General features: G+C 68.9%; 22 protein-coding genes. 10 read left to right on the top strand and 12 right to left on the bottom strand.

Translation table 11 applies throughout. The annotated features are described in order from the left end of the window. The first annotated feature begins 45 nt into the window (after positions 1-45). Positions 46-1,320, top strand: a complete 1,275-nt coding sequence (gene larA / locus ACQPXM_RS24385) for a nickel-dependent lactate racemase (protein ID WP_432937107.1) — start codon at positions 46-48, stop codon at positions 1,318-1,320. Between the two features lie 52 nt (positions 1,321-1,372). On the opposite strand, the gene ACQPXM_RS24380 is transcribed toward larA, so the two are convergent. The 6 genes from ACQPXM_RS24380 to ACQPXM_RS24355 all read right to left on the bottom strand — a co-directional run bounded on the left by ACQPXM_RS24380 (position 1,373) and on the right by ACQPXM_RS24355 (position 7,026). Next, entirely contained in the window at positions 1,373-2,953 is a 1,581-nt protein-coding gene (locus tag ACQPXM_RS24380) for an alkaline phosphatase D family protein (RefSeq protein ID WP_432937105.1), read from the bottom strand. 158 nt (positions 2,954-3,111) lie between these two features. Continuing rightward, positions 3,112-3,435 (bottom strand): hypothetical protein, encoded by a 324-nt coding sequence (locus ACQPXM_RS24375; RefSeq protein WP_432937103.1) that lies wholly within the window; start codon positions 3,433-3,435, stop codon positions 3,112-3,114. Between the two features lie 136 nt (positions 3,436-3,571). Further along, complete coding sequence (locus tag ACQPXM_RS24370) at positions 3,572-4,180, bottom strand: TetR/AcrR family transcriptional regulator (RefSeq protein WP_432937101.1); 609 nt, start codon at positions 4,178-4,180, stop codon at positions 3,572-3,574. Between the two features lie 103 nt (positions 4,181-4,283). Further along, on the bottom strand, positions 4,284-5,294 hold the full coding sequence (dmpG, locus tag ACQPXM_RS24365; protein WP_432937099.1) for a 4-hydroxy-2-oxovalerate aldolase: 1,011 nt from the start codon (positions 5,292-5,294) through the stop codon (positions 4,284-4,286). Beyond that, positions 5,291-6,235 carry an acetaldehyde dehydrogenase (acetylating) gene (locus ACQPXM_RS24360; protein ID WP_432937096.1) on the bottom strand — a complete coding sequence of 315 codons (945 nt, stop codon included), beginning with the start codon at positions 6,233-6,235 and terminating at the stop codon, positions 5,291-5,293. Before ACQPXM_RS24360 ends, dmpG begins: the two co-directional genes overlap by 4 nt. Further along, complete coding sequence (locus ACQPXM_RS24355) at positions 6,232-7,026, bottom strand: 2-keto-4-pentenoate hydratase (protein ID WP_432937094.1); 795 nt, start codon at positions 7,024-7,026, stop codon at positions 6,232-6,234. The genes ACQPXM_RS24360 and ACQPXM_RS24355 overlap by 4 nt, the downstream gene beginning before the upstream one ends. Before the next feature lie 74 nt (positions 7,027-7,100). Here ACQPXM_RS24355 and ACQPXM_RS24350 point away from each other — a divergent pair, with 74 nt between their 5' ends. From ACQPXM_RS24350 to ACQPXM_RS24330, 5 genes are all read left to right on the top strand, one after another. Next, positions 7,101-7,859 carry an IclR family transcriptional regulator gene (locus tag ACQPXM_RS24350; RefSeq protein WP_432937092.1) on the top strand — a complete coding sequence of 253 codons (759 nt, stop codon included), beginning with the start codon at positions 7,101-7,103 and terminating at the stop codon, positions 7,857-7,859. A gap of 130 nt (positions 7,860-7,989) precedes the next feature. Further along, entirely contained in the window at positions 7,990-8,664 is a 675-nt protein-coding gene (locus ACQPXM_RS24345) for a TetR/AcrR family transcriptional regulator (protein WP_432937090.1), read from the top strand. Between the two features lie 112 nt (positions 8,665-8,776). After that, positions 8,777-9,592, top strand: a complete 816-nt coding sequence (locus tag ACQPXM_RS24340) for an alpha/beta fold hydrolase (RefSeq protein WP_432937083.1) — start codon at positions 8,777-8,779, stop codon at positions 9,590-9,592. A 6-nt stretch (positions 9,593-9,598) separates the two neighbouring features. Next, positions 9,599-10,465 (top strand): VOC family protein, encoded by an 867-nt coding sequence (locus ACQPXM_RS24335; protein WP_432937081.1) that lies wholly within the window; start codon positions 9,599-9,601, stop codon positions 10,463-10,465. A gap of 2 nt (positions 10,466-10,467) precedes the next feature. Then, positions 10,468-11,226 carry a 3-hydroxybutyrate dehydrogenase gene (locus ACQPXM_RS24330; protein WP_432951073.1) on the top strand — a complete coding sequence of 253 codons (759 nt, stop codon included), beginning with the start codon at positions 10,468-10,470 and terminating at the stop codon, positions 11,224-11,226. Positions 11,227-11,278: 52 nt separating this feature from the next. Here the strand turns inward: ACQPXM_RS24330 and ACQPXM_RS24325 are convergent, their stop codons facing one another. The 6 genes from ACQPXM_RS24325 to ACQPXM_RS24300 all read right to left on the bottom strand — a co-directional run bounded on the left by ACQPXM_RS24325 (position 11,279) and on the right by ACQPXM_RS24300 (position 18,698). Continuing rightward, a complete protein-coding gene (locus ACQPXM_RS24325) occupies positions 11,279-11,419 on the bottom strand; it encodes a hypothetical protein (RefSeq protein ID WP_432937079.1) in 141 nt (46 codons plus the stop codon). A gap of 97 nt (positions 11,420-11,516) precedes the next feature. After that, entirely contained in the window at positions 11,517-13,553 is a 2,037-nt protein-coding gene (locus tag ACQPXM_RS24320) for a ricin-type beta-trefoil lectin domain protein (RefSeq protein WP_432937077.1), read from the bottom strand. 89 nt (positions 13,554-13,642) lie between these two features. After that, positions 13,643-15,571, bottom strand: a complete 1,929-nt coding sequence (locus ACQPXM_RS24315; RefSeq protein ID WP_432937075.1) for a glycoside hydrolase family 2 protein — start codon at positions 15,569-15,571, stop codon at positions 13,643-13,645. Between the two features lie 14 nt (positions 15,572-15,585). After that, the gene (locus tag ACQPXM_RS24310) at positions 15,586-16,428 is read right to left on the bottom strand and encodes a carbohydrate ABC transporter permease (protein ID WP_432937073.1); all 843 of its coding nucleotides are present in this window, start codon (positions 16,426-16,428) and stop codon (positions 15,586-15,588) included. Beyond that, positions 16,425-17,336: a carbohydrate ABC transporter permease gene (locus tag ACQPXM_RS24305; protein WP_432937071.1), complete on the bottom strand. Its 912-nt coding sequence runs from the start codon at positions 17,334-17,336 to the stop codon at positions 16,425-16,427. The genes ACQPXM_RS24310 and ACQPXM_RS24305 overlap by 4 nt, the downstream gene beginning before the upstream one ends. Next, positions 17,337-18,698, bottom strand: coding sequence for an ABC transporter substrate-binding protein (locus tag ACQPXM_RS24300; RefSeq protein ID WP_432937069.1), 1,362 nt, complete (start codon positions 18,696-18,698; stop codon positions 17,337-17,339). It abuts the gene before it with no gap. A gap of 115 nt (positions 18,699-18,813) precedes the next feature. On the opposite strand from ACQPXM_RS24300, the gene ACQPXM_RS24295 reads away from it, so the two are divergent. From ACQPXM_RS24295 to ACQPXM_RS24280, 4 genes are all read left to right on the top strand, one after another. Beyond that, a complete protein-coding gene (locus ACQPXM_RS24295) occupies positions 18,814-19,830 on the top strand; it encodes a LacI family DNA-binding transcriptional regulator (protein ID WP_432937067.1) in 1,017 nt (338 codons plus the stop codon). A gap of 158 nt (positions 19,831-19,988) precedes the next feature. Then, positions 19,989-20,756, top strand: a complete 768-nt coding sequence (locus ACQPXM_RS24290) for an alpha/beta fold hydrolase (RefSeq protein WP_432937065.1) — start codon at positions 19,989-19,991, stop codon at positions 20,754-20,756. Further along, on the top strand, positions 20,753-22,384 hold the full coding sequence (locus tag ACQPXM_RS24285) for an FAD-dependent monooxygenase (protein ID WP_432937063.1): 1,632 nt from the start codon (positions 20,753-20,755) through the stop codon (positions 22,382-22,384). The genes ACQPXM_RS24290 and ACQPXM_RS24285 overlap by 4 nt, the downstream gene beginning before the upstream one ends. A gap of 20 nt (positions 22,385-22,404) precedes the next feature. Then, positions 22,405-24,507 (top strand): hydantoinase/oxoprolinase family protein, encoded by a 2,103-nt coding sequence (locus ACQPXM_RS24280; RefSeq protein ID WP_432937062.1) that lies wholly within the window; start codon positions 22,405-22,407, stop codon positions 24,505-24,507. The last annotated feature ends 5 nt before the right edge of the window (positions 24,508-24,512 follow it).

Below are 24,512 nucleotides of genomic sequence, written 5' to 3'. Positions count from 1 at the left end.
TATGCTGCAAAGATTCATGGGATTAATAACCAAAGGAGCCGGATCATGAAGGTGCGGTTGGCTTACGGCCGGTCCGGTCGGGTGATCGACGCGGACCCGGCCCGTACGACGATCGTCGAGCCGGCCCACCACCCCGCCGCGTCCGATCCGTCCGAAGCCCTTCGCCGCGCCCTGCGTGAACCGGTCGCCGGTCCACCGCTGCGTGACCGGGTCCGCCGCGGTCAGACCGTAGCGATCTCCGCCTGCGACGGCACCCGCCCGCAGCCGCGCGAGTTGATGATCCCCGCGGTGCTGGCCGAGCTCGACGGGCTGGTCGACCTGGACGACGTCATCATCCTGGTCGCCACCGGTACGCACCGGGCGAACGACGATGACGAACTCCGCCAGATGTTCGGCGACGAGGTCGTCGACTCGGTCCGGATCGTCAATCACGACGCCCGCAACCCCGATCACCTGACCTGGGCCGGGACGCACGGCAACGGCGTACCGGTGTGGCTGAACCGCCAGTGGGTCGAGGCCGACGTCCGGATCACCACAGGCTTCGTCGAGCCGCACTTCTTCGCCGGCTTCTCCGGTGGACCGAAACTGGTCGCTCCAGGGCTCGCCGGGCTGGAGACCGTTCTGGTGCTGCACGACGCGACCAGGATCGGCGATCCGAAGGCGACCTGGGGCATCACGCACGGCAACCCGGTGCACGACGACGTCCGGGCGATCGCCGAGGCGACCGGCGTGACGTTCGCGCTGGACGTCGTACTGAATCGCGACCAGGAGATCGTCGGCGCGTTCGGCGGTGACCTGCTTCCCATGCACACGGCGGCCTGCGACCTGGCCCGGCGGATCGCGATGCGGCCGGTCGACGCGCCGTTCGACGTGGTCGTCACCACGAACTCCGGCTTCCCGCTCGACCAGAACCTGTACCAGGCGGTCAAGGGGATGTCCGCCGCGCATCAAGTCGTCCGTCCGGGCGGAACGATCATCTGCGCCGCGGAATGCCGGGACGGTTTCCCGGATCACGGGTCGTACCGCTCGACTCTCGTCGCATCCGAATCCCCGCAGGCGATCCTCGACCAGATCGCAGCGAGTCCCACCACAACGCCCGACCAGTGGCAGCTCCAGATCCAGGCGCGGATCCAGGTCACCAGCCGCGTCGTCATGCACACTGGCTATCTGAGCGACGACGAGCTGCGGTCCGCCCACCTCGAGCAGACCGCAGACATCTCGTCGACGATCAGCGAATCACTGGCCGCCGCCGGACCCGACGCACGGGTGGGCATCCTGCCCGAGGGACCCCAGACGATTCCGTACGTCGCGCAGCGCTGACTGCGGCCCGGTCAGATGCCCAGCGGCCGGCTGCGAGCCGTCGATATCGCTGCTACGTCGTCACGTGAGCCACGCCGGCGCGGCCGTTCTGGACGTAGACGCTGGCCTGCGTCGTGACCGGGGCGCCCGGGGCGTTGACGAACGGGACGACGCGGTAGTCGGTGCTCATCTCGTGACGGCCGAGGTGGCAGACCTGGTAGCCATGCTGGGCGTTGTGGAACTTCATGTGCGGGTTCTCGGCCAGCCAGGTCACGCCGAGCGCGTCCATCGCGGTGCCGTTGCCGCCGGAGCTGATCGACGTACCGAGGAACTCGGTGCCGACCGTACGGGACGCCGGGTCGGCGAAGTTCAGCTTGAGGTCGGCGGCCACGCTGCGGTGCGCGTCGCCGGTGACGATGAGGAAGTTGTCGACATTCCGCGCCGCGACGCCGTCGAAGAGCCGCTGGCGGGCGGCGGCATACCCGTCCCAAGGGTCCATACCGAACGTCTCACCCGGACCCGCGGTGTGGTCGGCCTCCATCGCGAAGGTCTGGTTGCCCAGCACGTTCCAGCGCGCGGTGGATGAGCCGAGGCCCTTGAGCAGCCACGCCTCCTGCTCGGCGCCGAGCATCTGCCGGTTCGGGTCCCAGCGCAGGGATTGGTCGGTCAGCTGCCGGTCGCGGAACCGCCGGGTGTCGAGCACGTTGAGCTGCAACAGGTCGCCGAACTGGAGCCGCCGGTAGACCTGCATCTCCGGGCCGTGCGGGATCGACGACGCACGCAGCGGGAGGTTCTCGTAGTACGCCTGGTAGGCCGCGGCCCGCCGGAGCCGGAACACCGCGGGGTCCTGGTCCGGTTCGGTGTCGGGCTGTGAGTGATCGCCGGCCCAGTTGTTCTCCACGTCGTGGTCGTCAGGCGCGACCACCCAAGGCGCCGCCGCGTGCGCCGCCTGCAGCGCCGGGTCGAGCTTGTACTGCGCGTAGCGGATCCGGTAGTCGGTCAACGAGAAGGTCTCCGCGGCCGGCAGGTGCGCACGCCCGATCGAGCCTGCTCCGGCGCCCTCGTAGATGTAGTCGCCGAGGTGCACGACCAGATCGAGGTCTTCCGCGGCCAGATGGTCGTAGGCGGTGAAGAAGCCATCGGTGTACGCCTGGCAGCTCGCGAACGCGAAGCTCATCGACCGGAGCGTGCTCGAGGGGTGCGGCGCAGTACGGGTCCGGCCCACCGGGCTGACCTGGTCCCCGATGCGGAACCTGTACCAGTACATGCGATCCGGCCGGAGGCCGTGGACTTCGGCGTGCACCGAGTGGCCCCAGCGAGAAGTGGCACGCTCGACGCCGCGGCGGACGATCCGGCGGAAGCGCTCGTCCTCAGCCATCTCCCAGCGGACGTTCACCGAGCGGTCGGGCATGCCGCCGCGCCCGTCGAGGGCCAGCGGCTCCGGCGCCAACCGCGTCCAGAGCACCACTCCGTCGGGCTTCGGATCCCCGGAGGCGACCCCCAGGGTGAACGCGTACCCGGGCAGCACAACCTGCCCCGCCGGCTCGACCGACCGCGCCGAGGCCGGCTCCGCGGCCAGGATCGCCGACCCCGCGGCGATCCCGCCGAGAGCGAGGAAGCGGCGGCGCGGCAGGTCGGAAAACAACTGCGACATGGGAAGAACCTTTCCGGCGGCGGCCTGTTCGGAAGCACAGGGGTTTGCATGTCAGCCCTTGACCGATCCTGCGAGTTTGCCGGGAAAAAGTCACGGGGCAGGAACGGGCAGACCACCATTCCGCAAACACTTCTGGCCCAGCACGGGGCGGTACGGCGTCACCGGCCTTCGGCGAGGTGTGCCTGCTCGATGTCCGAGAACAGACCCTTGAAGGGCACCTGGGTGCCTACGAGCGTGCCGAACAGGTCGGCGGCGGTCTGCGTCTCGACCGCGGCGGACGCGTCCTCGTAGCTGTCGAAGTAGAGGTCGAGCGTGCGGTACGCCGGGGTCGCGGTGCCGTCTTCCTTCGGCCACACCTTGGCGGACTCGAGTCGCTGCAGCTTCGGGAACTTCGCTGCGGCGAGCAGGATGTCCGCATAGGCGCGCTCGAACTCGTCCGGGTTCGCGGGGTTGTCGATGATCAGCGTGATCTTGGTGGGCATGAGGTCTCCTTGCCGAGTCGCCGCCCGAACCACCGGGATAGTGGAACGAACGTTCTGTCACGTCGACTGTAGGCGCAGGGACTCCGGAAGTCAAGACCGATCGTTCTACTGCCTTTTGCGGGACGCTGCCCTGCGGCTAGCGGGCGGACTCGGAGGACTGGCGTTCGGCGTTGATCCGAAGCAGTCCTTCGATCCCGCGGAGAAAGGTCTCGGCCACCAAGGCGGGGTCGAAGAGGCAGCCGGCGGCCATCGCGCCGTCGCGCAGCATCACGAAGTGGCGTGCGGCGGCGTCCGCCGTGTCGCGGTGAACCTGGGCCATCATCGTGGTCAGCGTGTCCAGGAACCACTGCCGGTGGGCGATGATCTCCTGGTGTACGGGCTGATCGTTGGCGGGATACTCCGCCGCGGCGTTCAGAAAGGCGCATCCGCGGAAGCCGGGGGATTGGATGCTCTGGGCAATCGACCGCGCGATGGCCAGGAGTGCGTCCACCGGATCCGGATGGTCGGCGATCGCCGTTTCGACCGTCGTGCGCTCCATTGTGTGGACCTCGCGCAGATAGCTGAGGACGAGGTCCTCCTTGCCGGGGAAGTGCCGGTAGAAGGTGGCTCGGGTCACCTTCGCCTCGGCGATGAGCCGGTCGACGCCGACGGAGTGGATGCCCTCTGCGTAGAAGATCCTGATTGCCGTGGCGAGCAGCCGCAGCCGCGCCTCGGAGGGCCGGGTTTCCGTTCCGCTGTGGGTCATCCCGCCATATTAGCGACAGAACGTTCGGTCTTCCAGTCTCGCCCGGTCGAGAAAGTCTTCTTCGATCGCGATCAAGGGCACGGCTTCAGTTCCGGGCGGTGAGTCAGCTTCTCGAGGTGGCGAGGTCGAGCGCGATGTCGGTGATCATGTCTTCCTGACCGCCGACCATGCCGCGCCGGCCGACCTCGACCAGGATCGTGCGCGTGTCGAGACCGTACCGCGTCGCCGCGGCCTCGGCGTGGCGCAGGAAGCTGGAGTACACGCCGGCGTAGCCCAGGCTGAGGGTCTCGCGGTCGACCCGGACCTCGCGGTCCTGCAACGGGCGGACCAGGTCGTCGGCGGCGTCCATCAGTGGGAACAGGTCGCAGCCGTGGTCCCAGCCCATCAGGTCGGCGACGGCGACGAACGCCTCGAGTGGGCAGTTGCCGGCTCCGGCGCCCTGACCGGCCAGCGACGCGTCGACCCGGGCCGCGCCGTTCTCGACCGCGACGACGCTGTTGGCGACGCCGAGCGCGAGGTTGTGGTGGGCGTGGATGCCGATCTCGGTCTCGGGTTTCAGGAGGTCGCGGTAGGCGCGGATGCGGTCCCGCACGCCGTCCATGGTCAGCCGGCCGCCGGAGTCGGTCACGTAGACGCACCGGGCGCCGTACGACTCCATCAGCTGGGCCTGCCACGCGAGCTCGGCGGGCTCGGCCAGGTGCGACATCATCAGGAATCCGGCGACATCCATGTCCAGCTCGCGGGCCGCGCTGATGTGCTGCGCGGCGACGTCGGCCTCCGTGCAATGCGTGGCGATCCGAACCGACCGTACGCCGAGGCGGTGGGCCTGCCGCAGGTCGTGCAAGGTCCCGATACCCGGCAGCAGCAAGGTGGTCGGGACGGCCTGGTGGGTGACGTCGCAGACCGCCTCGATCCACTCCCAGTCGGTGTGCGCGCCGACGCCGTAGTTGATGCTGGAGCCGGACAGTCCGTCCCCGTGGGCGATCTCGATCGCGGCAACGCCCGCTGCGTCCAGTGCCGCGGCGATCGTCCGCGCCTGCTCGACGGTGTAGCGGTGCCGTACGGCGTGCATGCCGTCCCGCAGGGTCACGTCCTGGATGTACAAGCCGGTCATTGGTTGCTCTCCTGCCGGTGGGCGGCGATGCGCTCGGCGGTTCGCAACGCGGCCGAGGTCATGATGTCGAGGTTGCCGGCGTACGCGGGCAGGTAGTGCGCGGCGCCCTCGACCTCGAGGAACACCGACACCTTGACCGCGTCGGCGGGTGCGCCGGCCGGGACCAGCCGGTGCAGCGGGTCGTCGACGGCGACAGATGCGAACTGGACCTTCTGCTTGAGCCGGTAGCCGGGCACGTAGGCCTGCACGCGGCCGACCATCTCCTCGACCGAGGCGGTGACGGCCTCGGTGTCGGCGCCGGAGACGAGGCAGTGCACGGTGTCGCGCATGATCAACGGAGGTTCGGCGGGATTCAGCACGATGATCGCCTTGCCGCGCGCGGCTCCACCCACCTTCTCGATCGCCGACGCGGTGGTCTCGGTGAACTCGTCGATGTTGGCCCGCGTCCCGGGGCCGGCCGAGCGCGACGAGATCGACGCGACGATCTCGCCGTAGTGCACCGGCGTGACGGCGCCGACGGCGGCCACGATCGGGATCGTCGCCTGACCGCCGCAGGTGACCATGTTGATGTTGGGCGCGTCGAGGTGCTCGTCCAGGTTGACCGGCGGGACGACGTACGGGCCGATCGCCGCGGGAGTGAGGTCGACGACCGTGCGGCCCAGGGCGCGCAGGACTTCGTCGTGCCGCCGGTGGACGCCGGCCGAGGTGGCGTCGAAGACGCACGCGACGTCGGCGAACTCGTCCAGCCTGACGAGACCGTCGATGCCTTCGTGCGTCGTGGCGACCTTGAAGCGGCGGGCCCGGGCCAGTCCGTCGGAGTCGGGGTCGATGCCCGCCATCGCGGCGATCTCGAGGTGCTCCGACAGCCGCAGCACCTTGATCATCAGATCGGTGCCGATGTTGCCCGAACCGATGATCGCGACCTTGGTCCGGCCGCTCACGACGCGTCGCTTTCCAGGGCGAAGCTGACCCGGACCGAGCCCAGGCCGGAGATCACCGCGGTGAAGACGTCGCCGGGCACGACAGGAACCATCGGTCCCAGAGCGCCGGTGAGGACGACGTCTCCGGCGCGCAGCGGCTCGCCGCGCCGAGCCAGCGTCGAGGCCAGCCAGGCCGCGGCGTTGAGCGGGTCGCCCAAGCAATCGCGCCCGGTGCCCTGCGAGACCAGCTCGGCGCCCCGGTACAGCTGCATGCCGACGTCCGCCGGTTCGACGTCGCCGAGGGGCAGGCTGTCCCCGAGCACGAACAAGCCCGAGGAGGCATTGTCCGCCACGGTGTCGACGATCGTGATGTCCCAGCCTGCGATGCGGCTGTCCACGATCTCCAGGGCAGGGGAGACGGTCGCCGTCGCGGCGCGTACATCGGCCGGCGTGCAGTCGCCGCCGGTCAGGTCTGCACCGAGGACCAGCGCGACCTCCGCTTCGACCTTGGGCTGCAGGAGCCGCCCAGCCGGCACCACACCGTCGTGGGCGACAGCCATGGTGTCGAACAACGCCCCGAAGTCGGGCTGGTCGACACCCAGTTGACGCTGGACGGCCGGCGAGGTCAGTCCGATCTTGCGGCCGACGAGGCGGTGCCCGGAAGTGACCAGGCGCTCGGTGGTGAGGCGCTGGACGTCGTACGCGGCGTCGATGTCACCGTCGGCGAACAAGTCGCGGACCGGTGAGCACGGTGTGCCGGTGGCCGCCGCGGTCGCGAGCAGCTCCGCGGCCTTGTGAACGGCAGTGCTCATCGGGTACCTCCGAGGTCTGGAGTGTGGTGGCCCAGATATAGGCCGGAGCAGTCGGTTGTGCCAAAGTTCGTTCCGTGACACGGAACCTCGCGACCGGGAACATGCTCGACAAGGCGGCGGCGATCCTGGACGTCTATCGGCCGGACGGCGGTTCGTTCCGTCTGACAGAACTCGCTGCCCGAGCGGGGTTGAGCAAGACCACCACGTTCCGCCTCGTCGGCGATCTGGTGCGCCTCGGCCTGCTGGACCGCGTGGGGGAGTGGTACCGGCTGGGCGGCGCGCTGTTCGAGCTGGGATCGCTCGTACCGCGCCGGCACGACCTGCGCGAGACCGCGCTGCCGTTCCTGCAGGACCTGTTCGAGAGCACGCGGCAGACCGTGCACTTCGGAATCCGCGACGACCGCGACGTCGTGTACCTCGAACGCATTCACGGTCACGACGCCGTCCCGCTGCCGTCCCGGATCGGCGGCAGACTGCCACTGACCTGTACGGCGATCGGCAAGGCCCTGCTCGCGTTCTCCGGGCCCGAGCTGGCGGACGCCGTCCTCGCGGATCCGCTGCCGCAGTTGACGTCGTACTCGATCACTGATCCGCTGCGGCTGCGAACGGCCTTGGAACAGATCCAGGTCTCCGGGCTCGCGTACGAGGAACAGGAAGCAGCGCTCGGTGTCAGTTGCATCGCGGCTCCGGTGTTCTCGGGCGCGGTGGCCGTCGCCGCGTTGTCGGTGGCCGTCCCGCGGGAACAGTTCCGGCCGGCGCACCTCGCCCCGGCGGTGCGGACGGCCGCGCTCGGCTTGTCGCGCACGCTGCGCCCGCCGGCCGCGAAGGGCTGACAGCGCGACCGTATCGCCGTCGCGCCCCTACGCTGACCGGTGCCATCGGCAACATGTTCCCAGCGCGCCGTGGTGGTGCAGATGGAACGCACCGCCGTCCGATGCACCCACATCGCGTGCCGGTGGGGGAGTGACGCCTGAGCGGACCTATCATGACCGCATGGTGAGGGAATCCGGCGCTGCGTCGGCTGCGGCCGGCTCGAGCAGTCAAGACAACATCCTGAACGCGGCACGCGCCCTCATCGGCGAAAAGGGCTACGACGGTATGGCTGTCTCGGACCTGACCGCGCGGTCCGGCTTGCCGGCGAGCTCCATCTACTACCACTTCGGCAACAAGTTCGGGGTGCTGGCGGCGCTGCTCGAGCGGACCTTCGAGGAAATGCACGCCCTGTTCCCGAATCCGTCGTCGTTCGACGACCTGCCGCCGCTCGACCGTCTCGAGGCCTGGTTCACCGCGGCGTGCCGTTCGCTGGACGAGCGCCCCGACTATCTTCGGCTGCTGGTCGCGATCAGCGTCGGCCCGCACAAGGATGCCGAGGCGGTCCAGCGGACCGTACGCCGCATCCGCGACTACGCCCACGCGTCCTGGGTGGAGGCGCTCACCCCGATCTTCGCCCCGAACGGCGGGAAGAACAACCAGGCCCTCGTCGAGCAGTTGGCCGTTCTCGGTCGAGCGCTGACCGATGGGCTTTCGGTGATCAACAGCTTCGACGGTATGAGCTACAGCTCCCAGGTCGCCCCGTTCGTCTCGCTGGTGCGTAGCTTGGCCGAGCAACGACGCGGCGCGGCGAAGCGCAAGCGCTGAGAGCAGGGCGCCCCGCACGCGCGCGCTGTCACCTGGCTGCAGGGCCGCCTCTTGATCACACTCTTGATCCTTGTATAGTGAGCGTTACATACAACGGATGAGGGGTGACGCGATGACGAGCACCGTGGATGCCGGAGACACGCAGCTGGCCTACACCGACGCCGGTTCGGGCGCCCCGATCGTGTGGTTGCACGGCTCAGGACCGGGCGCGTCGGGCCTGAGCAACTTCGGCGGGAATCTGCCGGCCTTCGACGACTACCGCAACATCGTGATCGACCTGCCGGGCTGGGGAGAGTCGCCGCGACCAGAGACGGACGAACCGCTGATCTTCCACGCGGCCGACCGGGTGTATCGCGCGATGACGGCACTCGGAATCGAACGGGCCCACCTGGTTGGCAACTCCTACGGTGGCGCCGTGGCCATGCGGATCGCGATGCAGTACCCCGAACACGTGGACCGACTCGTTTTGATGGCACCGGGCGGAGTGCTGCCGGCGGACGCGCCGCCTTGGCCTGCCGGGCTGGAGCTACTGTTCGCCTACCTGGCGGCGGACAAGCCCTCGCGTGAAGCGATGGCCGAGTTCGTCCGGCTGATGGTCTTCGACGAGTCCCTCGCGACCGAGGCACTCATCGACGAGCGGTACGCGGCGAGCCTTCGCGCCCACCCCGAAATGCCGATCCCGCCGAACTTCGGCGATCTGACGCCGGACCTGGCTCGCATCGGCGCTGCCACGCTGCTCGTCTGGGGCCGCGAGGACCAGACCGTTCCGGTCAACTGGGCGCTCCGCATTCTCGAAGGAATCCCCACCGCGGAGCTGCGCGTACTGCCGCACTGCCGGCACTGGGTTCAGTACGAGCGTGCGCCCGAGTTCAACCACATCGTCCGCGAATTTCTGCGAGGCGGAGCAGCCGCCTCATCGGAGGCATGACCCATCGTGGGGATCAGGAAGCTGGGATACGTCGGGCTCAACGTCACCGACGTCGACGCGTGGACCGATCTGCTCGGACGCACGCTGGGAATCGGTGTCACCCCGGCCAAGTCCGGTACGAACGAGGTGGCGCTGGCCGAGCTCGACGAGTTCAAGTACCGGTTGGCTCTTCATCCGTCCCATGAGGACGGTCCGCGCGAGCTGGGGTGGATCGTCGATTCCCCACCGGAGCTCGACCGGCTCACCGAGCGCCTGGAGGACGCCGGCTTCGCCGTCGCGGAGGGGTCCGCGGAGGACAGGGAACTGCGCGGCGCCACCCACCTGCGTTGGTTCACCGACCCGGTCGGTTACCGGGTGGAGCTCGCGGTCGGTGAGGCCAAAGTGCGCCTGGGTGCCGATCGCCCGTCCGGCGGGCCTGGTGTCACAGGCTTGGGTCACTTCGTGCTGGCCAGTCCCAAGCTCCAGGAGCTTCGTGAGCTCTACGAATCGGTGCTGGAGTTCGAGCTGACCGACTACCGGGCACCTGGGCTGTTCTTCTTCCGCTGCAACCGGACCCATCACAGCATCGCGCTGGCCGCCGCGGAAGCGCCGTCGATCCACCACCTCGAGTTCGAGCACGGCTCGCTCGACGACGTCGGACGAGCCTACGACCGGGCCCAGGCCAACGGCGTACCGATCTCGATCAGCCTCGGCCGGCACATGAACGACAAGGCGATCTCGTTCTACGTCCGCAATCCCAGTGGGTTCCACCTGGAGATCGGCTGCGGTGGCATCGAAGTGAGCGACGACTGGGTCCCGCACGACTTCGGGCGCCCCGACGAGTGGGGACACCACCACGCCGACGCGAATCCGTTCGCGACCCCGACGTCGTGACCATGGTGTCGCCGCAGACTGTCCTGTCCGGTCGCCGCGCCCTGGTCACCGGCGCGGCGAGTGGGATCGGCGCCGCGGTGGCGACCCGCCTGGCCGGACTCGGTGCCCAGGTCGTCGTGTGCGACATCGACGTCGAGGGCGCGACGCGGACGGCCGAGCGGCTCGGTGGCGAGGCCGTCGCGATCGATCTCAGCAACACCGCCGCCCTGGCGGAGCGGCACTTCGACGCCGACATCCTGGTGAACAACGCTGGGGTTCAGCATGTCGCGCCGATCGAGCGGTTCGAGGCCGAGCGATTCGCGTTCATGCTGCGATTGATGCTGGAGGCACCGTTCCTGTTGAGCCGTGCCGTCCTGCCGCGCATGTACGCGCGGGGCTGGGGACGGATCGTGCACATCTCCAGCGTCCACGGCCTGCGGGCCAGTGCCTACAAGTCCGCCTACGTGAGCGCCAAGCACGGTTTGCTGGGCCTGTCGAAGGTCATCGCGCTGGAAGGTGCGCCTCACGGCGTGACCAGTAATTCGGTGTGTCCCGGGTACGTGCGTACGCCATTGGTCGAGAACCAGCTGGCAGACCAGGCGGCCGCGCACGGGATGGGCATCGACGAGGTGCTGTCCGAGGTGCTGCTGGCGAAGTCAGCGGTGAAGCGCCTGATCGAGCCCGACGAAGTGGCCGGCGCAGTGGCGTACTTCTGCTCGCCCGAGGCGGCGTCCGTCACCGGCACCGAACTGGTTCTCGACGGAGGCTGGAGCGCTTCCTGACGGCGTCGTCGGCGGTTGAACGGGCCGCCCTCGAGGAGAGCGGCCCGTCCTTTCAGGCCAGGGGCAGCGGCGTTGCCGACGTGATCAGTTCGGTGGCCAGCAGATTGTCCGCGGCGAGACCGACCCGTCCAGCCAGCGGCCCGTAGCCACCGCCGAGGGTGAGCCCGGCCATCCCGACCGCTCCGACGGGCATGAGAGGTCCTTTGATGCGGTCGAGTGACGGACCAGAGCGGAGGGTGTGCTATGGAACGTTCGCTCTACCGCATCGCAGGACCGACCGTTTCTATCTACTAGACCGGGACCTTCCACTTCTGCGGGTCCAGGCCGGTGCAGTCATAGATCTGCAGGTCCGTACCGTCAGCGGTCGCGCCGCCGGGGCTGTCCAGGCAACGACCGGACTGTGGGTTGCGCAGCGCCCCGTTGGGCTGCGGTTGCCAGATCTGGCCGCCGGCGGTGCCGCAGTCCCAGAGTTGGACCTTGGTGGTGTTGGCCGTGCCGTTGCCGACGATGTCCAGGCACTTGCCGAAGGCACGGATCTTGCCGTCGGTGGACATCGTCCACTGTTGCCCTGGTGCGCCGTTGCACGTCCACAACTGGACGGCGTTGCCGCTGGTCGGTGTGTTGGTGTCGACGTCGACGCACTTCCCGGCGGCTGCGGGGCCGGTGATCGGGCCGGTCGGGAAGCCGGGAAGGTTCCACTTCTGCGGGTCGAGGCCGGTGCAGTCGTAGATCTGCAGGTCGGTGCCGTCAGCGGTCGCGCCGCCCGGGCTGTCGAGGCAACGACCGGACTGCGGGTTGAGCAACGAACCGTTGGCTTGCGGACGCCACTGCTGGCCGCCGGCCGGGCCGCAGTCCCACAGCTGGACCTTGGTGAGGTTCGCCGTGCCGTTGCCGACGATGTCGAGGCACTTGCCGAACGAGCGGATGGTGCCGTCGGCCATCATCGTCCACTGCTGACCCGGTGCTCCGCTGCACGTCCACAGCTGGACAGCGTTGCCGCTGACCGCGGTGTTGTGGTCGACGTCGAGGCACTTGCCGGCGGCGGCCGGTCCGGTGATCGCGCCCGTCGGCCCGCCGACGACTCCTGTCCCGAAACGCACCTGGCACTGGTTCCCCGTTCCGAGCCAGGTCGCTGCCAGGTAGAGGAACGACGTCCCGTTGGCCGACGGGACGATCGGTGAGCTGTAGCCGGGGCAACTCGGCACACCGGAGGCGTAGCCGCCGGTCGGGTTGATGTTGACCGGGGCTTCCAGTTCGGTCCAGCTGCCGGAACCGAGCGAGGTATTTGCCAACAGCACCGATCCGGACTCCGCCATCACGGCCTTGTTGCCCGTCGGGCCGGTGACGACGCGCTGACCGGACATCAGCAGCGTGCCGTTCGGACCACCGCCGGGCACCCAGGCGACGTACGGCGTATGCAGAAGGTGACGGCTGTCGGTTGTCTGAACGAGAGTGCCGGGGTTGTTCGTCGGAGCCCAGTTGAGACCGTCGGGGCTCGTCTTGATGTAGACCTCGCACGCGTGGTCCGCGTTGGTCGCGTCGCGGCACAGCTCGTAGGTCATCAGGAACTGGCCGTTGGGCAGCGTGGTGATGATCGACATGCCCGGCCGGGCCAGGTTGTCGGCGGGGAACGCGACGTCCGGCGTGATGCTCGCGCTCCAGCTCGTCCCGCCGTTGGTCGACGTGTAGTGGCCGATGATCTGGTTGTTGGTCGGCGAACCGGCCGGGCGCTCGTCGGAGATGAAGCAGGCCAGCGTGTTGTTCGGCGCGAGCAGAAACCACGGCTCCCAGATGCCCTGGCCGATGGTGTTCGGCTGGCCGCTGGTCTGGGTGCAGTTCGACAGGTACTGCCAGCTCGCGCCGCGGTCGGTGCTCTTGAACACCTCGATCTTCTGCGCGGTGAAGTTGCCCTCGTCCCACGCGGTGCCGGCGGCGAGCAGGTCGCCGGCGTTCAGGCCGTTCGCGGTCCGCGGGACCTCATAGATGACCGGCGCGCCGAGATCCCAGCCGGGTGTGTGCGAGGTGATCGTGCTGAGCGGAGTGGCAGCGAAGCTGGCCCCGCCGTCGGTACTGCGGTAGATCGGGAAATTGCTCGGACCGGCTTCGTTGCGCCGGGCGAAGGTCGCGAGCACGGTCCGGCCGGCATTGCCGTCGTGGTCGAGCCGGATCGCCCGCGGATAGCTGGCGTCGGCGGTCGGGAAGGTGGACAGGTTCGGGCTGTAGAGCACGTTGCCGGGTGGCGCCGCGGTGGCGGGTGTGGCGGGTGTGGCGACGAGTCCTGCGGCGAGCAGTGCTCCCGCGGCCAGCAGCCGGGTGACGGTAGACATGGTCCCCCTCTGACATCGGGCGGATGAGTCGAGCGAAGGTTCCCCGTGCGCCGGCGCCGCGTGGGCGCCGGCGAGCTTTCGGTGCAGCGTCAGTCGGCGAGGTCCACAGCCGTCCGCGCGACCACGACGCCGGATGCGTCCGTCGCCCAGAGCATCAGTCGCCCTGGGGCTGACGGCACCATGACGTCGAAGGGATCGGTGACTTCGAACGGTTTGGCGTCGACGGGCACCGAACCGGAGGCGCTGTCCAGCGCCCAGTGCAGGGTTGCGAGCAACGGATCCCGGCCGTGGTGGGACACCCGGACCGGTACGGCGACCGAACGGCCGTCCCCGGCAAGGACCAGGTCGCGACCCGGCGCTTGCGGAACCAGGTCGACGATCAGCACGGTGTCGGCGTGGACGTCGGAGGGGACCACGCCGCCGAGGTCCTTGGGGCGGCGTTCGTAGGTGTAGATGCCGACGGTCTCGTGCTCGATGTCGTACAGCTCGGTGTAGATGTAGCCCGCGTTGAGCGGGTGACGGCGCAGCTCCTGGGTTTGCCAGCGCAGGTGCCAGCCGCGTTCCACGCTGGTCGACCCGCCGCCGTACTCGCCGTTGAGCTGCGGCTTGCCCGTCGGGTCGAAGCCGGGCGCGGCGATCGTCTTCTGTGCCACGAAGTCCGGACCGAGCCGGACCGGGAAGGTCCCGTCGGCGGTGTTGACCAGCCGATCCACGATCGCGGCCCACGAGCCGGCGTTCTCGTCGTAGTAGTGCCAGTCGACCAGGTCGGTCTCGACATGCGCCCAGCCCGAGTTGTCGACGACCGGGCGGGTCGGGTCCGCGTCCCGGATGATCCGGTACGCCCGCCGTACGGCGTCCTGCTTGGCCGGATCGCCCGGCACGTCCCAGTCCAGGCCCCACTCCTCGTTGTACCCGCCCCAGATGACGATGCTCGGATGGTTGCCGTCCCGCGCGACCATGCCGGCCGTCACCTCCTCGAAGGCGGCCACGGACTCGGCCGTGAAACGCCCGGTCGACGGCGGTTCGGCCCAGACCAGCATGCCGAGCCGGTCGGCCCAGTACAGCCAGCGTGGGTCCTCCAGCTTGATGTGCTTGCGAACCAGGTTGAACCCGGCCTCGCGGGCGAGCTCGAGATCGCGCCGGAACGCCTCGTCACTTGGAGCGGTGTGCCCACCGGTCGGCCAGAAGCCCTGGTCCAAGACGCCGCGCACGTACGTCGGTGCGCCGTTGACCGCCAGGTTGTTGCCCTGCCACTCCACCTTGCGCAGCCCGGTGTAGCCGCGGACGGTGTCCTGGCCGGCGGTGACGATCACGTCGTACAGGTGCGGATCGTCAGGGCTCCACAGCCTGGGCTGGGGGATGGGCACGATCGCTGTGCCCGGCCATTCGTCGTACTCGCGAACCGCGACGCCCGGGATCTCGATCCGCACCGGCGACGGGCCGGTGAGGGTGACCTCGATGCCGTCGAGCGTCTCGGTCGGACGGAGCTGGAGCCGCGAGATGTACGCCGCCGGTCGCGGCTCGAGCCACACGGTCTGCCAGATCCCGCTCGACGGGGTGAACGCGCAGCCGTCGTAGTCGTCGGCCGGCAGGCTGCGCTGCTTGCCGTGCGGGACGAACCGCTTGTCGACCGGCGCGTCCACCCGTACGACGAGCTCCGCCCGCCCCGACGCGTCGAGCAGGTCGGTGATGTCCGCCTCGAACGGGAGGTAACCGCCGACATGCTCGACGGCGAGCTCACCGTTGACCCACACGGTCGCGTGGTGGTGCACGGCGCCGAAGTGAAGGATGGTCCGTTCGCCGGCCCAGTCGGCCGGGCGCTCGATCTGCCGCCGGTACCAGGCCGTGGGCAGCCAGTGCGCGATCACGCCGGAGTCGGGGTGCTCCCAAGGAAAGGGGACCACGATGGTCTCGGCGAAGGAGTCGGCCTCGCGGGCGAACGCCCACTCGCCGTTGAGGTTGAGCCAGCGCTCGGATCGGTCGAAGTGCGGACGGGGGTATTCGGGACGTGTGTTCACAGTTTCTCCAGGTCTCAGCCCTTGAGGCTGCCGGCCATGACGCCTTTGATCAGGTGACGTTGCAGGACGACGAAGACGATCAGCACCGGGATCGCCGCGACGGTGCTTGCCGCGAGCAACTGCCCCCAGACGCTGGTCCAGTCGGCCCCGAGCTGGCCCGAGCGGATGTTCTGCGCGAGTGCCGCGAGCATCACCTGCAGGGTCTGGTGCTGCTCGTCGTTCACAGCGACCACGGGCCAGACGAAATCGTTGTAGATGTTGATGAAGGTCAGCACGCCGAGCGCGGCCAGTCCCGGCCGGATCACCGGGATCACGATGCTGGCGAAGATCCGCAGCTCGTTCGCCCCGTCGACCCGGGCGGCGTCGAGCAGCTCGTCGGGGATCGCCATGATCACCTGGCGCATCCAGAACACACCGAACGCGTCGATCGCGCCGGGCAGGATCAGCGCCTTGAACGTGCTCACCCAGCCGAGCTGGCTCATTTCCAGCAGCAACGGGATCAGCAGTACCAGCGTCGGCAGCATCAACGTGGTCAGCACGGTCGCGAACAGCACGCGTTTTCCGAAGAAGGCGTACTTCGCGAACGCGAACCCCGCCATCGGGCAGAAGATCATCGTCAGCGCGCCCTTGACCACGACGACGATCGCGGTGTTCTGGAACCCGGTGCCGATCGGGATCGTGTCGAGCATCGACCGGAAGTTGGTCAGCGTGAGTTGCCCCGGGTCGAAGTCGAAGGGGCTGGAGATGATCGCGGCGCCGGGCTTGAAGGCCGACGCGACCATCCACAGCAGCGGTGCCAGGCTGATGACGCCGGCCACTGTCAGCAGGCCGTAGCGGCCGGCGGCTCCGAGCTTCATGAGTCCTCCCTGGAGCGCAGCAGCCGGATCGACGCGATCGACAGAGCCAGCACCATCACCACGAGCAGCATCGAGTTCGCCGCGCCGAGTCCGAGGTCGGAGTTCGTGATGTGCTTGTAGAGGTAGAGCCCGGCCGTCCGGGTCTCGTTGAACGGTCCGCCGCCGGTGACGACGTACGGCTCGGCGAACAGCTGGAAGACCGTCAGCGTGCCGATCACGACGACGAAGCTGAGGGTTCGCGTCACCAGCGGCACGGTGATCGACCAGAACTGGTGCCAGGCGCCGGCTCCGTCGATCCGCGCCGCCTCGTAGACGTCCGACGGGATCGACGACAACCCGGCCATCAGCAGGATCACGGCGTACCCGGTGGTGCGCCACAGCACCAGCAACGCGATCGTCACCTTCGCCCAGACCCCGGTCGTCAGCCAGCTGATCGCCGGCAACCCGAGCGAGGTCAGGCCGTGGTTGACCGCGCCGAAGTCCTTGTCGAACAAGATGATCCACACCTGCGCCATCGCCACCAGCGGTGTCACGAACGGCGCGATCAGTGCGGCGCTGAACAGCCCGCGGAATCGTGCCTTGCGCAACGCGACCGCGATCGTCAGCGCGAGCAGCACCTGCGCCGGTACGACGAGCAGCCACAGCGCGCCCGACGTCGCCATGGACTGCCAGAAGTCGGGACTGGTCAACAGGTACTGGTAGTTGGCCAGCCCGACGATTTCCAGGGCGCCGGCACCGTGCCAGTTGGTGAAGCTCAACTGGAGGGCGAACAAGATCGGGTACGCGCTGAACGCGGCGAAGACGAGGATGAACGGCGCGACGAACAGGTACGGCGCCGCGCGGACCCGGCGACGCCGTACCGGCCGGGCCGAGCGCCGGGTCGTCGCGGCTTCGGTGAGAGTCGCCATTCAGCTGGGACCCATCAGGTTCTTCTGGATCTGGGTCGCCGAGGTCTTGAGCACCTCATCCGGTGTCAGCTGACCGGCCAGCAGCTTCTGCACGTTGACGCCGAAGTAGTCGACGGCCTTCCCCCACCAGGTGGGAATCGTGTAGCCGCCCGGTGCCTGCTTGCCCGCCTCGACCGCGATCTTCCACAGGTCCTGGCCGCCGAGCGCGTCGATCGGCTTGAACAGCGGCGTGTTCGGATCCAGCGCCGGCAGGTACGACGGGATCGACGTGTTCAGCCCGCCTGGATACACCTGGTTCGGCCCGTAGACCGTGGTGTAACCCTCCTTGCTGAACACGAGGTGCTCGTACAGCCGCCAGGCGAGTTCGGGGTTCTTCGCCTTGGCCGGGATGACGAAGGACGAACCGCCCATCACCCCGGCGCGGGCGCCGCCGGCCTGCCAGGCGGGCAACGTGGTCGCCCGCCATGTGCCCTTGCTTGCCTTGAGCAACTGCTGCGGCGCGAAGACGTACCACTGCGCCCACGGGACGAACACCTGCGTGCCGTTGTCCTGGGTCTGCAGGTCGGTCGGCTGGGTGTACTTCGCCAGCGTGCCCAGACCTTCGGATCGAACCTTGTCCAGCCAGGTCAGCGCCGTCCGGTACGGCGCCGAGTCGACGGTGAGCTTGCCGTCGGCATCGACCATCGCGCCGCCCTGCTGGTTGGCGAACATCTCGACCCACAGCTGACCGAGGAACTGGTCGTTCTCGAGGTGGATCGGCCTGGCCGTGGGCGACTTCTCCCGGACCGTGCGCGCCGCGTCGAGCAGCGCGTCGTACGTGGTCAGGCCGGCCGGATCGACGCCCGCCCGGGTGACGACGTCCTCGCGGTAGAACAGCAGACCGGGGTCGAGGTCCCACGGCACCGCGATCACCTTGCCGTCGACGGTCACCACCCCGAGCTTGTACGGCGCGATATCGGACTTGTACTGCTCGATCAACTGACTGAGATCGTGCAGGTGGGGCGCGACGCCGGTCAGCAGCGCGTCGTCGTAGAAGGCGCCGTCGGGTACTCCCGCGCCGCTGATCAGGGTGCTCGGCAGCTTCGCGTTCACGTCCACCGCGAGGTGGTTGACCTTCACCTGCGGATACTTCGCCGTGAACGACGCGATCGCCTTGTCGAACACCTTGTACAGGTCGCCGGTGCGGTCCCAGATGGTGATCTCGCCCGACGGAGGCTTGGTCACACTGGCGCTCGGTAGCGGGTTGCCGCCGGTGGTGTTGCCTGGAGCGCAGGCGCCGAGACCGCCGGCGAGCAAGGCGGCGCCGGTGCCCCGCAGGAGCGTCCGGCGGGAGAACGGGGTGGGGCTCAGGGGATTGGTCATGTTGTCGTTCCTCACGACTATTGCTGAGCTTGCAACGTTGCAAGTGATGCTGGAGACGCTAAGGTTGCAACGTTGCAAGTGTCAAGGTTTCACCGCCCACGAAACGAGGTGCACAGTGGCCGCCACGCTGCGCGAGGTCGCCGAGAGAGCCGGGGTCTCGGTTCGCACGGTGTCGAACGTCGTCAACGACTTTCCCCAGGTCGCGGCCGAGACCCGGGCCAAGGTGCAGCGCGCGCTCGACGAGCTCGGTTACCAGCCGAACGCGGTCGCCCGCACGCTGCGCAACGGCCGCTCGGGACTGATCGCGCTGGTGCTGCCGGAACTCGACGTACCGTACTTCGCCGAGCTGACCCGGGCCGTGATCGAGCAGGCCGCGGTGGCCGGCTACACGGTCGTGGTCGACCAGACCGACGGCGATCCGGTCCGCGAGCGTGAGCTGGTGATGCGGGGCAGCCGGGCCGCGATGTTCGACGGGCTGATCTTCAACCCGCTGGCGCTCGGTGACGCGGATCTGCGCAACCGGCCGTCGTCGACGCCGGTGGTGCTGCTCGGTGAGCGCGTCGTCCAGGGCGGCCTCGACCACATCATGATCGACAACGTCGGCGCGGCCGAGCTGGCGACCCGGCACCTGATCGACCTCGGCCGGCAGCGGATCGCGGCGATCGGCGACCAGTTCGACGAGACCCGCCGGACCGGTCAGTTGCGTACGCAGGGTTATCGAGCGGCTCTGCAGTCGGCCGGCCGGGAGGTGATCGCGGAACTGGTCCGCCCGGTGGAGTTCTTCCATCGCGCCGACGGCGCCGCGGCGATGGCCGAGCTGCTCGCGCTTCCCGAGCCGCCGGACGCGGTCTTCTGTTACAACGATCTGCTCGCGCTAGGGGCCCTGCGCACCATTCTGAGCCGCGGTCTGCGGGTGCCCGAGGACATCGCGCTGGTCGGCTTCGACGACATCGAGGACGGCCGCTACAGCACCCCCAGCCTGACGACCATCAGCCCGGACAAGAACCAGATCGCGAGGAACGCGGTCCGGTTGCTGCTCAACCGCCTGGAGGGTGACCGCTCCGCTCCCGCCGAGATCTCGGCCGGTTACACCCTCGAACTGCGCGAGAGCACCACCGGCCGGCCGGCCTGAAAGACCCGGCAGCCGACGTCTTGGCTGTAGCCAACGCAGTCTCGAAGTCGTAGAGTGAGCGTTACATACATACGGACTGCAGCGGCGGAAGCGAGCAAGTTCCTTGCCCGGCTGCCGTGAACCGCGACCCCGACGTACGATCTGTTGAGGAGGCTCCAGTGGCTGCAGCCGAGCCAGGCGCAGGCCCCGTGGTCGTGCTGCTGCACGGTGGTGGGCCGGGCGTCGATGCCCTGAGCAACTGGGCGAGCGTGCGCGCCAGGCTGGACGGCGAGTTCCGCTGCCTGGCGCCCGATCTGCTCGGCTTCGGCACGCGGATCGCCGGAACCGGCGGGATCGAAGGGCCGCGGGCGTGGGCGCTGGCTCGGGCCCGCCAGATTCTCGACCTGCTGGACAGCGACGGCCTCGAACGAGTGCACCTGGTGGGCAACTCGGCCGCGGGTGGAGCTGCCACGCTCGCGCTGCTGGCCCTGGCGCCTGACCGGATCGACCGCGCGGTCGTCATGGGAGGAGCCGGAACCGGACCGCTGCCCGCGGTGGTGCCGTTCTACGACGATCCGAGCGAGCGGTCTATGCGGGCGACGCTCGCCCGGCTGGTCGCCGACGAGAGCGTCCACGGGGAACTGCTCGACGAACTCGCCGGTCTCCGGATGAAGCAAGCGCTGCTTCCTGGAGCCGAGGCTGCATTCCGGTCGATGTTCGTCGACGCTGTGGGCGGCCCTCCACCCATCGATCTCGCGACGATCGGCACGCCGGTCCTCGCGTTGCACGGGGAGCTCGACCGGGTCTCGCCGGTCGAGGTCTCCAAGCGGCTCGTCGACGCTCTTCCGGACGGCCGCCTCGCGGTGGTGGCGGGGGCGGGGCACTGGATCCACGTCGACCGGCCGGACGAGTTCTGCCGCCTGGTAGGGGAGTTCCTGAGCGCATGACACAGCCCAGCAGCGACAGCGCGAACCGAGTCGGCGTCCTGATCGTCGGCGCCGGTCCCGCGGGTCTGACCCTCGCGATCGACCTGGCCCGGCGAGGCGTGGCGTGTCACGTCGTGGAAGCGACCGATGAGCGACCGGTCAATCCACGATGCAACACCACGTCCGCGCGGTCGATGGAGATCTTCCGGCGGCTCGGACTCGCCGACGAAATCCGGCGGGCCGGGCTCCCTGCGGACTATCCCACCTCGATCCACTACCGGACGACGCTGAGCGGCGAGCAGATCTTCCGCATCGATCTGCCTTCGGCCGGTGACGTGCTCGCCGGTGCCGGCAAGGTCGACTGGCCCACGCCTGAGCCGCAGCACCGGATCTCGCAACTGTTCCTCGAGCCCATCCTGGAGCGGCACGCGAGCGAGCTTCCCGGGCTGACCATCGAGCGCGGCACCCGGTTGGTCGATTTCGAGCAGTACGCCGACCACGTCGAAGCAGTCGTGGAGACTGCCGGCGTACGCCGTACCGTGCACTGCGGGTACGTCGTCGGCTGCGACGGCGCCCACAGCGCGGTCCGGCGACAGCTGGGAATCCGCTACGAGGGTGTCGACGCGATCCAGCAGTTCGTGTCGACCTTCGTCCGCTCGCCCGAGCTGGGACGGCTGGCCGCCCGGGACCGCGCCTGGACGTACTGGACCTACGGAAACCGGATCGCGTCGTTGATCGCGATCGACGGCGAGTCGCTGTGGCTCAACCATGTTGCCTTCGGCTCCGATCACGACACCGAAGGTGAGGACCCCGAGCAGCTCCTGTACGACGCCGTCGGGCACCCGGTGGACCACGAGGTGCTCGGCGTGGTGCGCTGGACGGGGCGACGGCTCGTTGCCCAGCGCTACCGGACGGGCCGGGTGTTCCTGGCCGGCGACGCCGCTCACATCTGGATTCCCGTCGGCGGATTCGGGATGAACGCCGGCATCCAGGACGCGGCGACGCTCGGCTGGATGCTGGCGGCGGTGCACCACGGATGGGCCCCACCGGAGCTGCTCGACGCCTACGAGCTGGAGCGCAAGCCGGTGGGGGAGCAGTTCGCCGACGCGGTGGGTTCGGCCGCGCGGACGTCGTTCGCGGACGTCTCCGCCGACATCCACCTGCGCGGGCCGGATGGGCAGCGAGCGCGTGCGAAGTTCGCCGATCGGCTCGCGGCCACCGAACGGCACCGCTATTCGCCCGACGGCTTCAGCTTCGGCTACCACTACGCCGGCTCGCCGGTGGTCGTCGGCGGCGAGGGGCAGGCCACGATCACCATGGGCGGCTTCCAGGATCGAGCGCAGCCCGGGTTCCGGTTGCCGCACGTCTGGCTCGACGACGGCCGGTCCGTGCTCGACCTGGTCGGTTCCGGTTTCACCTTGCTGAGGACAGACCCGAGTTGCGACGTGAACGCGTGGACCTCGGCGGCGCACGAACTCGGTATCCCCTTCACGGTGGTCGATCTGCCACAGCGGTGGCCTGACCGCTATCCCACCGCACTGCTGCTCGTGCGCCCCGACCAGCACGTCGCCTGGATGGGCGGCGGGGACGCCCGTCCTGACGAGCTCCTGACCACAGTCACCGGCCATGTCACCGCCCACCAGCGGTAGAGATCACCTGGAGAACTCACATGCCATACGCACTGGGCATCGACGTCGGGGGCACCTTCACCGATGCGGTCGCCTCCGACGGCGCCGGCCGGATCGTGTCGGCCAAGACGCCGACGACCCCGCCGCACCGCGAGGTCGGGGTGATGCGCGCGATCGAGGACCTCGCCGGCGAGCTCGGCCTCGAGGTCGGCGACCTGCTGTCGCAGACCGACTACATCGCGCACGGCACGACCGCGTCGATCAACGCGCTCGTCCAGGGCCACGTGGCCGACGTCGGGCTGATCGCCACCAAGGGGCATCGGGACGCGATCTACATCATGAACGCCGAGGGGCGCACCCTCGGCCGCTCGGCGCACGAGATCCAGGACACGCTGCGCCGGCGCAAACCCGCGCCGCTGATCCCGAAGTACCGGGCCCTGGAGGTCACCGAGCGGATCGACCACGCCGGGAAGATCCTGGTGCCGCTGGACGAGGACGAGGTCCGCCGCGTCGCCCGGCGCCTGGTGGACCAGGGCGTCGAAGCGATCGCCGTGTGCCTGTTGTGGTCGTTCAAGAACGGGATCCACGAGCAGCGCGTCCGCGAGCTGATCCACCAGATCGCGCCGGACCTGTACGTCACGCTGTCCTCGGAGGTCAGCCCGCGGATCCGCGAGTTCGCCCGGACCTCCACGACGATCATGAACGCCCAAGTGGGTCCGCGGTTGCGCACGTACCTGCTCCCGCTGCAGCAGCAGTTGGAGGAGGGCGGGCTCAAAGGGCCGCTGCTGGTCATGCAGAGCGAAGGCGGCACCATCACCGCCGACCGGGCGCCGGAACACGCCATCACCACGGTGGGGTCCGTCCTGTCCGGCGGCGTCATCGGTGGGATGCGCCTGGCCGATCAGTTGGGACACCGCAACGTCATCACCACCGACGTCGGCGGTACGACGTTCCTGGCCGGACTGATCGTCGACGGCGAGCCGGTGATGGCGCCGGGATCGATCGTCAACCAGTTCCCGATCAACGCGGCGACGATCCGCGTGCACACCATCGGCTCGGGTGGCGGAGCGATCGCGTCCGTGGACGAAGGCGGGAACCTGCGGCTCGGACCGCAGAGTGCGGAAGCCGTCCCCGGCCCGGCCTGCTACGGCAACGGCGGCACCCGGCCCACGAACACCGACGCCAACCTGGTCCTCGGCATCCTCAGCGAGCGCGGGCTGCTCGGCGGCCGGAAGCCGCTGCGTCTGGACCTGGCCCGGCAAGCGATCCGCGAGCACGTCGCCGAGCCGCTCGGACTCACCGTCGAGCAGGCCGCGATCGCCATTCACGAGGTGCAGAACGCGCAAGCGGGTGACCTCGTACGCCGGGCCGTCGTCCAGGCCGGGTACGACCCGCGCGACTTCGTCGTTTACGCCTTCGGCGGTGCCGGGCCCGCGCACTGCGCCGGCTACTGCCAGGACTTGGGCGTGCGAGAGGTGGTCGTGCCGCTCGGTCCCGTCGCGTCCGCCTTCTCGGCGTACGGGCTGGCGGCCTCGGACGTCGCGCTGAGCGCGGAGTTGTCGGACCCGGTGACCTTCCCGGTCGACCACACGGTGCTCGAGTCGCACTTCGCGCGGCTGGAGGCCGATCTGCACCGTGCGCTGGACCGGCAGAAGGTGAAGTTCCACGACGTGTCGCTGTACCGGGAGATCGACCTGCGGTACTCGATGCAGACCACCGAACTCGCGACGGCCGTTCCGGACGGGAACTTCAGCGAGCGAACCGGCGACGAGATCCTCGAGCGGTTCGAGCAACAGTACGAGCGCATCAACGGCAGCGGCTCGGGCTACCGCGAGGCCGGCGTCCAGGCGATCACGTACCGGGTGCGGGCGAAGGCGAGTCTCGGCTTCCCCGTCACGCTCCCGGAGGTCCCGGCGGCCGATGGCCCCGATCCCGCCGAAGCGCTGCTCGGGCAACGGTCTGTCTGCCTCGACTCGCAGATCGGCTTCGTGACGACTCCCGTCTACGACTACGCACGGCTTCGCGCCGGCCACGAACTCGTCGGCCCGGCGATCGTCGACGTACCGACGACGGTGGTTGTGGTGCCGGCCGGAGTGACCGGTCGCGTCGACCACCTCGGCAACCTCGTACTGCGCTATCAGTGAGGACA

The organism is Kribbella sp. CA-253562 (assembly GCF_050942265.1).
Taxonomy (GTDB): domain Bacteria; phylum Actinomycetota; class Actinomycetes; order Propionibacteriales; family Kribbellaceae; genus Kribbella.
This window is presented reverse-complemented; position numbering and strand designations above follow the sequence as displayed.

What these genes read in the sequence shown, in the direction of transcription:
- larA (WP_432937107.1), top strand. Translation starts at nt 46, where the DNA reads ATGAAGGTGCGGTTGGCTTACGGCCGGTCCGGTCGGGTGATCGACGCG.
- ACQPXM_RS24380 (WP_432937105.1), bottom strand. Translation starts at nt 2,953, where the DNA reads ATGTCGCAGTTGTTTTCCGACCTGCCGCGCCGCCGCTTCCTCGCTCTC.
- ACQPXM_RS24375 (WP_432937103.1), bottom strand. Translation starts at nt 3,435, where the DNA reads ATGCCCACCAAGATCACGCTGATCATCGACAACCCCGCGAACCCGGAC.
- ACQPXM_RS24370 (WP_432937101.1), bottom strand. Translation starts at nt 4,180, where the DNA reads ATGACCCACAGCGGAACGGAAACCCGGCCCTCCGAGGCGCGGCTGCGG.
- dmpG (WP_432937099.1), bottom strand. Translation starts at nt 5,294, where the DNA reads ATGACCGGCTTGTACATCCAGGACGTGACCCTGCGGGACGGCATGCAC.
- ACQPXM_RS24355 (WP_432937094.1), bottom strand. Translation starts at nt 7,026, where the DNA reads ATGAGCACTGCCGTTCACAAGGCCGCGGAGCTGCTCGCGACCGCGGCG.
- ACQPXM_RS24340 (WP_432937083.1), top strand. Translation starts at nt 8,777, where the DNA reads ATGACGAGCACCGTGGATGCCGGAGACACGCAGCTGGCCTACACCGAC.
- ACQPXM_RS24330 (WP_432951073.1), top strand. Translation starts at nt 10,468, where the DNA reads ATGGTGTCGCCGCAGACTGTCCTGTCCGGTCGCCGCGCCCTGGTCACC.
- ACQPXM_RS24325 (WP_432937079.1), bottom strand. Translation starts at nt 11,419, where the DNA reads ATGCCCGTCGGAGCGGTCGGGATGGCCGGGCTCACCCTCGGCGGTGGC.
- ACQPXM_RS24320 (WP_432937077.1), bottom strand. Translation starts at nt 13,553, where the DNA reads ATGTCTACCGTCACCCGGCTGCTGGCCGCGGGAGCACTGCTCGCCGCA.
- ACQPXM_RS24310 (WP_432937073.1), bottom strand. Translation starts at nt 16,428, where the DNA reads ATGAAGCTCGGAGCCGCCGGCCGCTACGGCCTGCTGACAGTGGCCGGC.
- ACQPXM_RS24305 (WP_432937071.1), bottom strand. Translation starts at nt 17,336, where the DNA reads ATGGCGACTCTCACCGAAGCCGCGACGACCCGGCGCTCGGCCCGGCCG.
- ACQPXM_RS24300 (WP_432937069.1), bottom strand. Translation starts at nt 18,698, where the DNA reads ATGACCAATCCCCTGAGCCCCACCCCGTTCTCCCGCCGGACGCTCCTG.
- ACQPXM_RS24285 (WP_432937063.1), top strand. Translation starts at nt 20,753, where the DNA reads ATGACACAGCCCAGCAGCGACAGCGCGAACCGAGTCGGCGTCCTGATC.
- ACQPXM_RS24280 (WP_432937062.1), top strand. Translation starts at nt 22,405, where the DNA reads ATGCCATACGCACTGGGCATCGACGTCGGGGGCACCTTCACCGATGCG.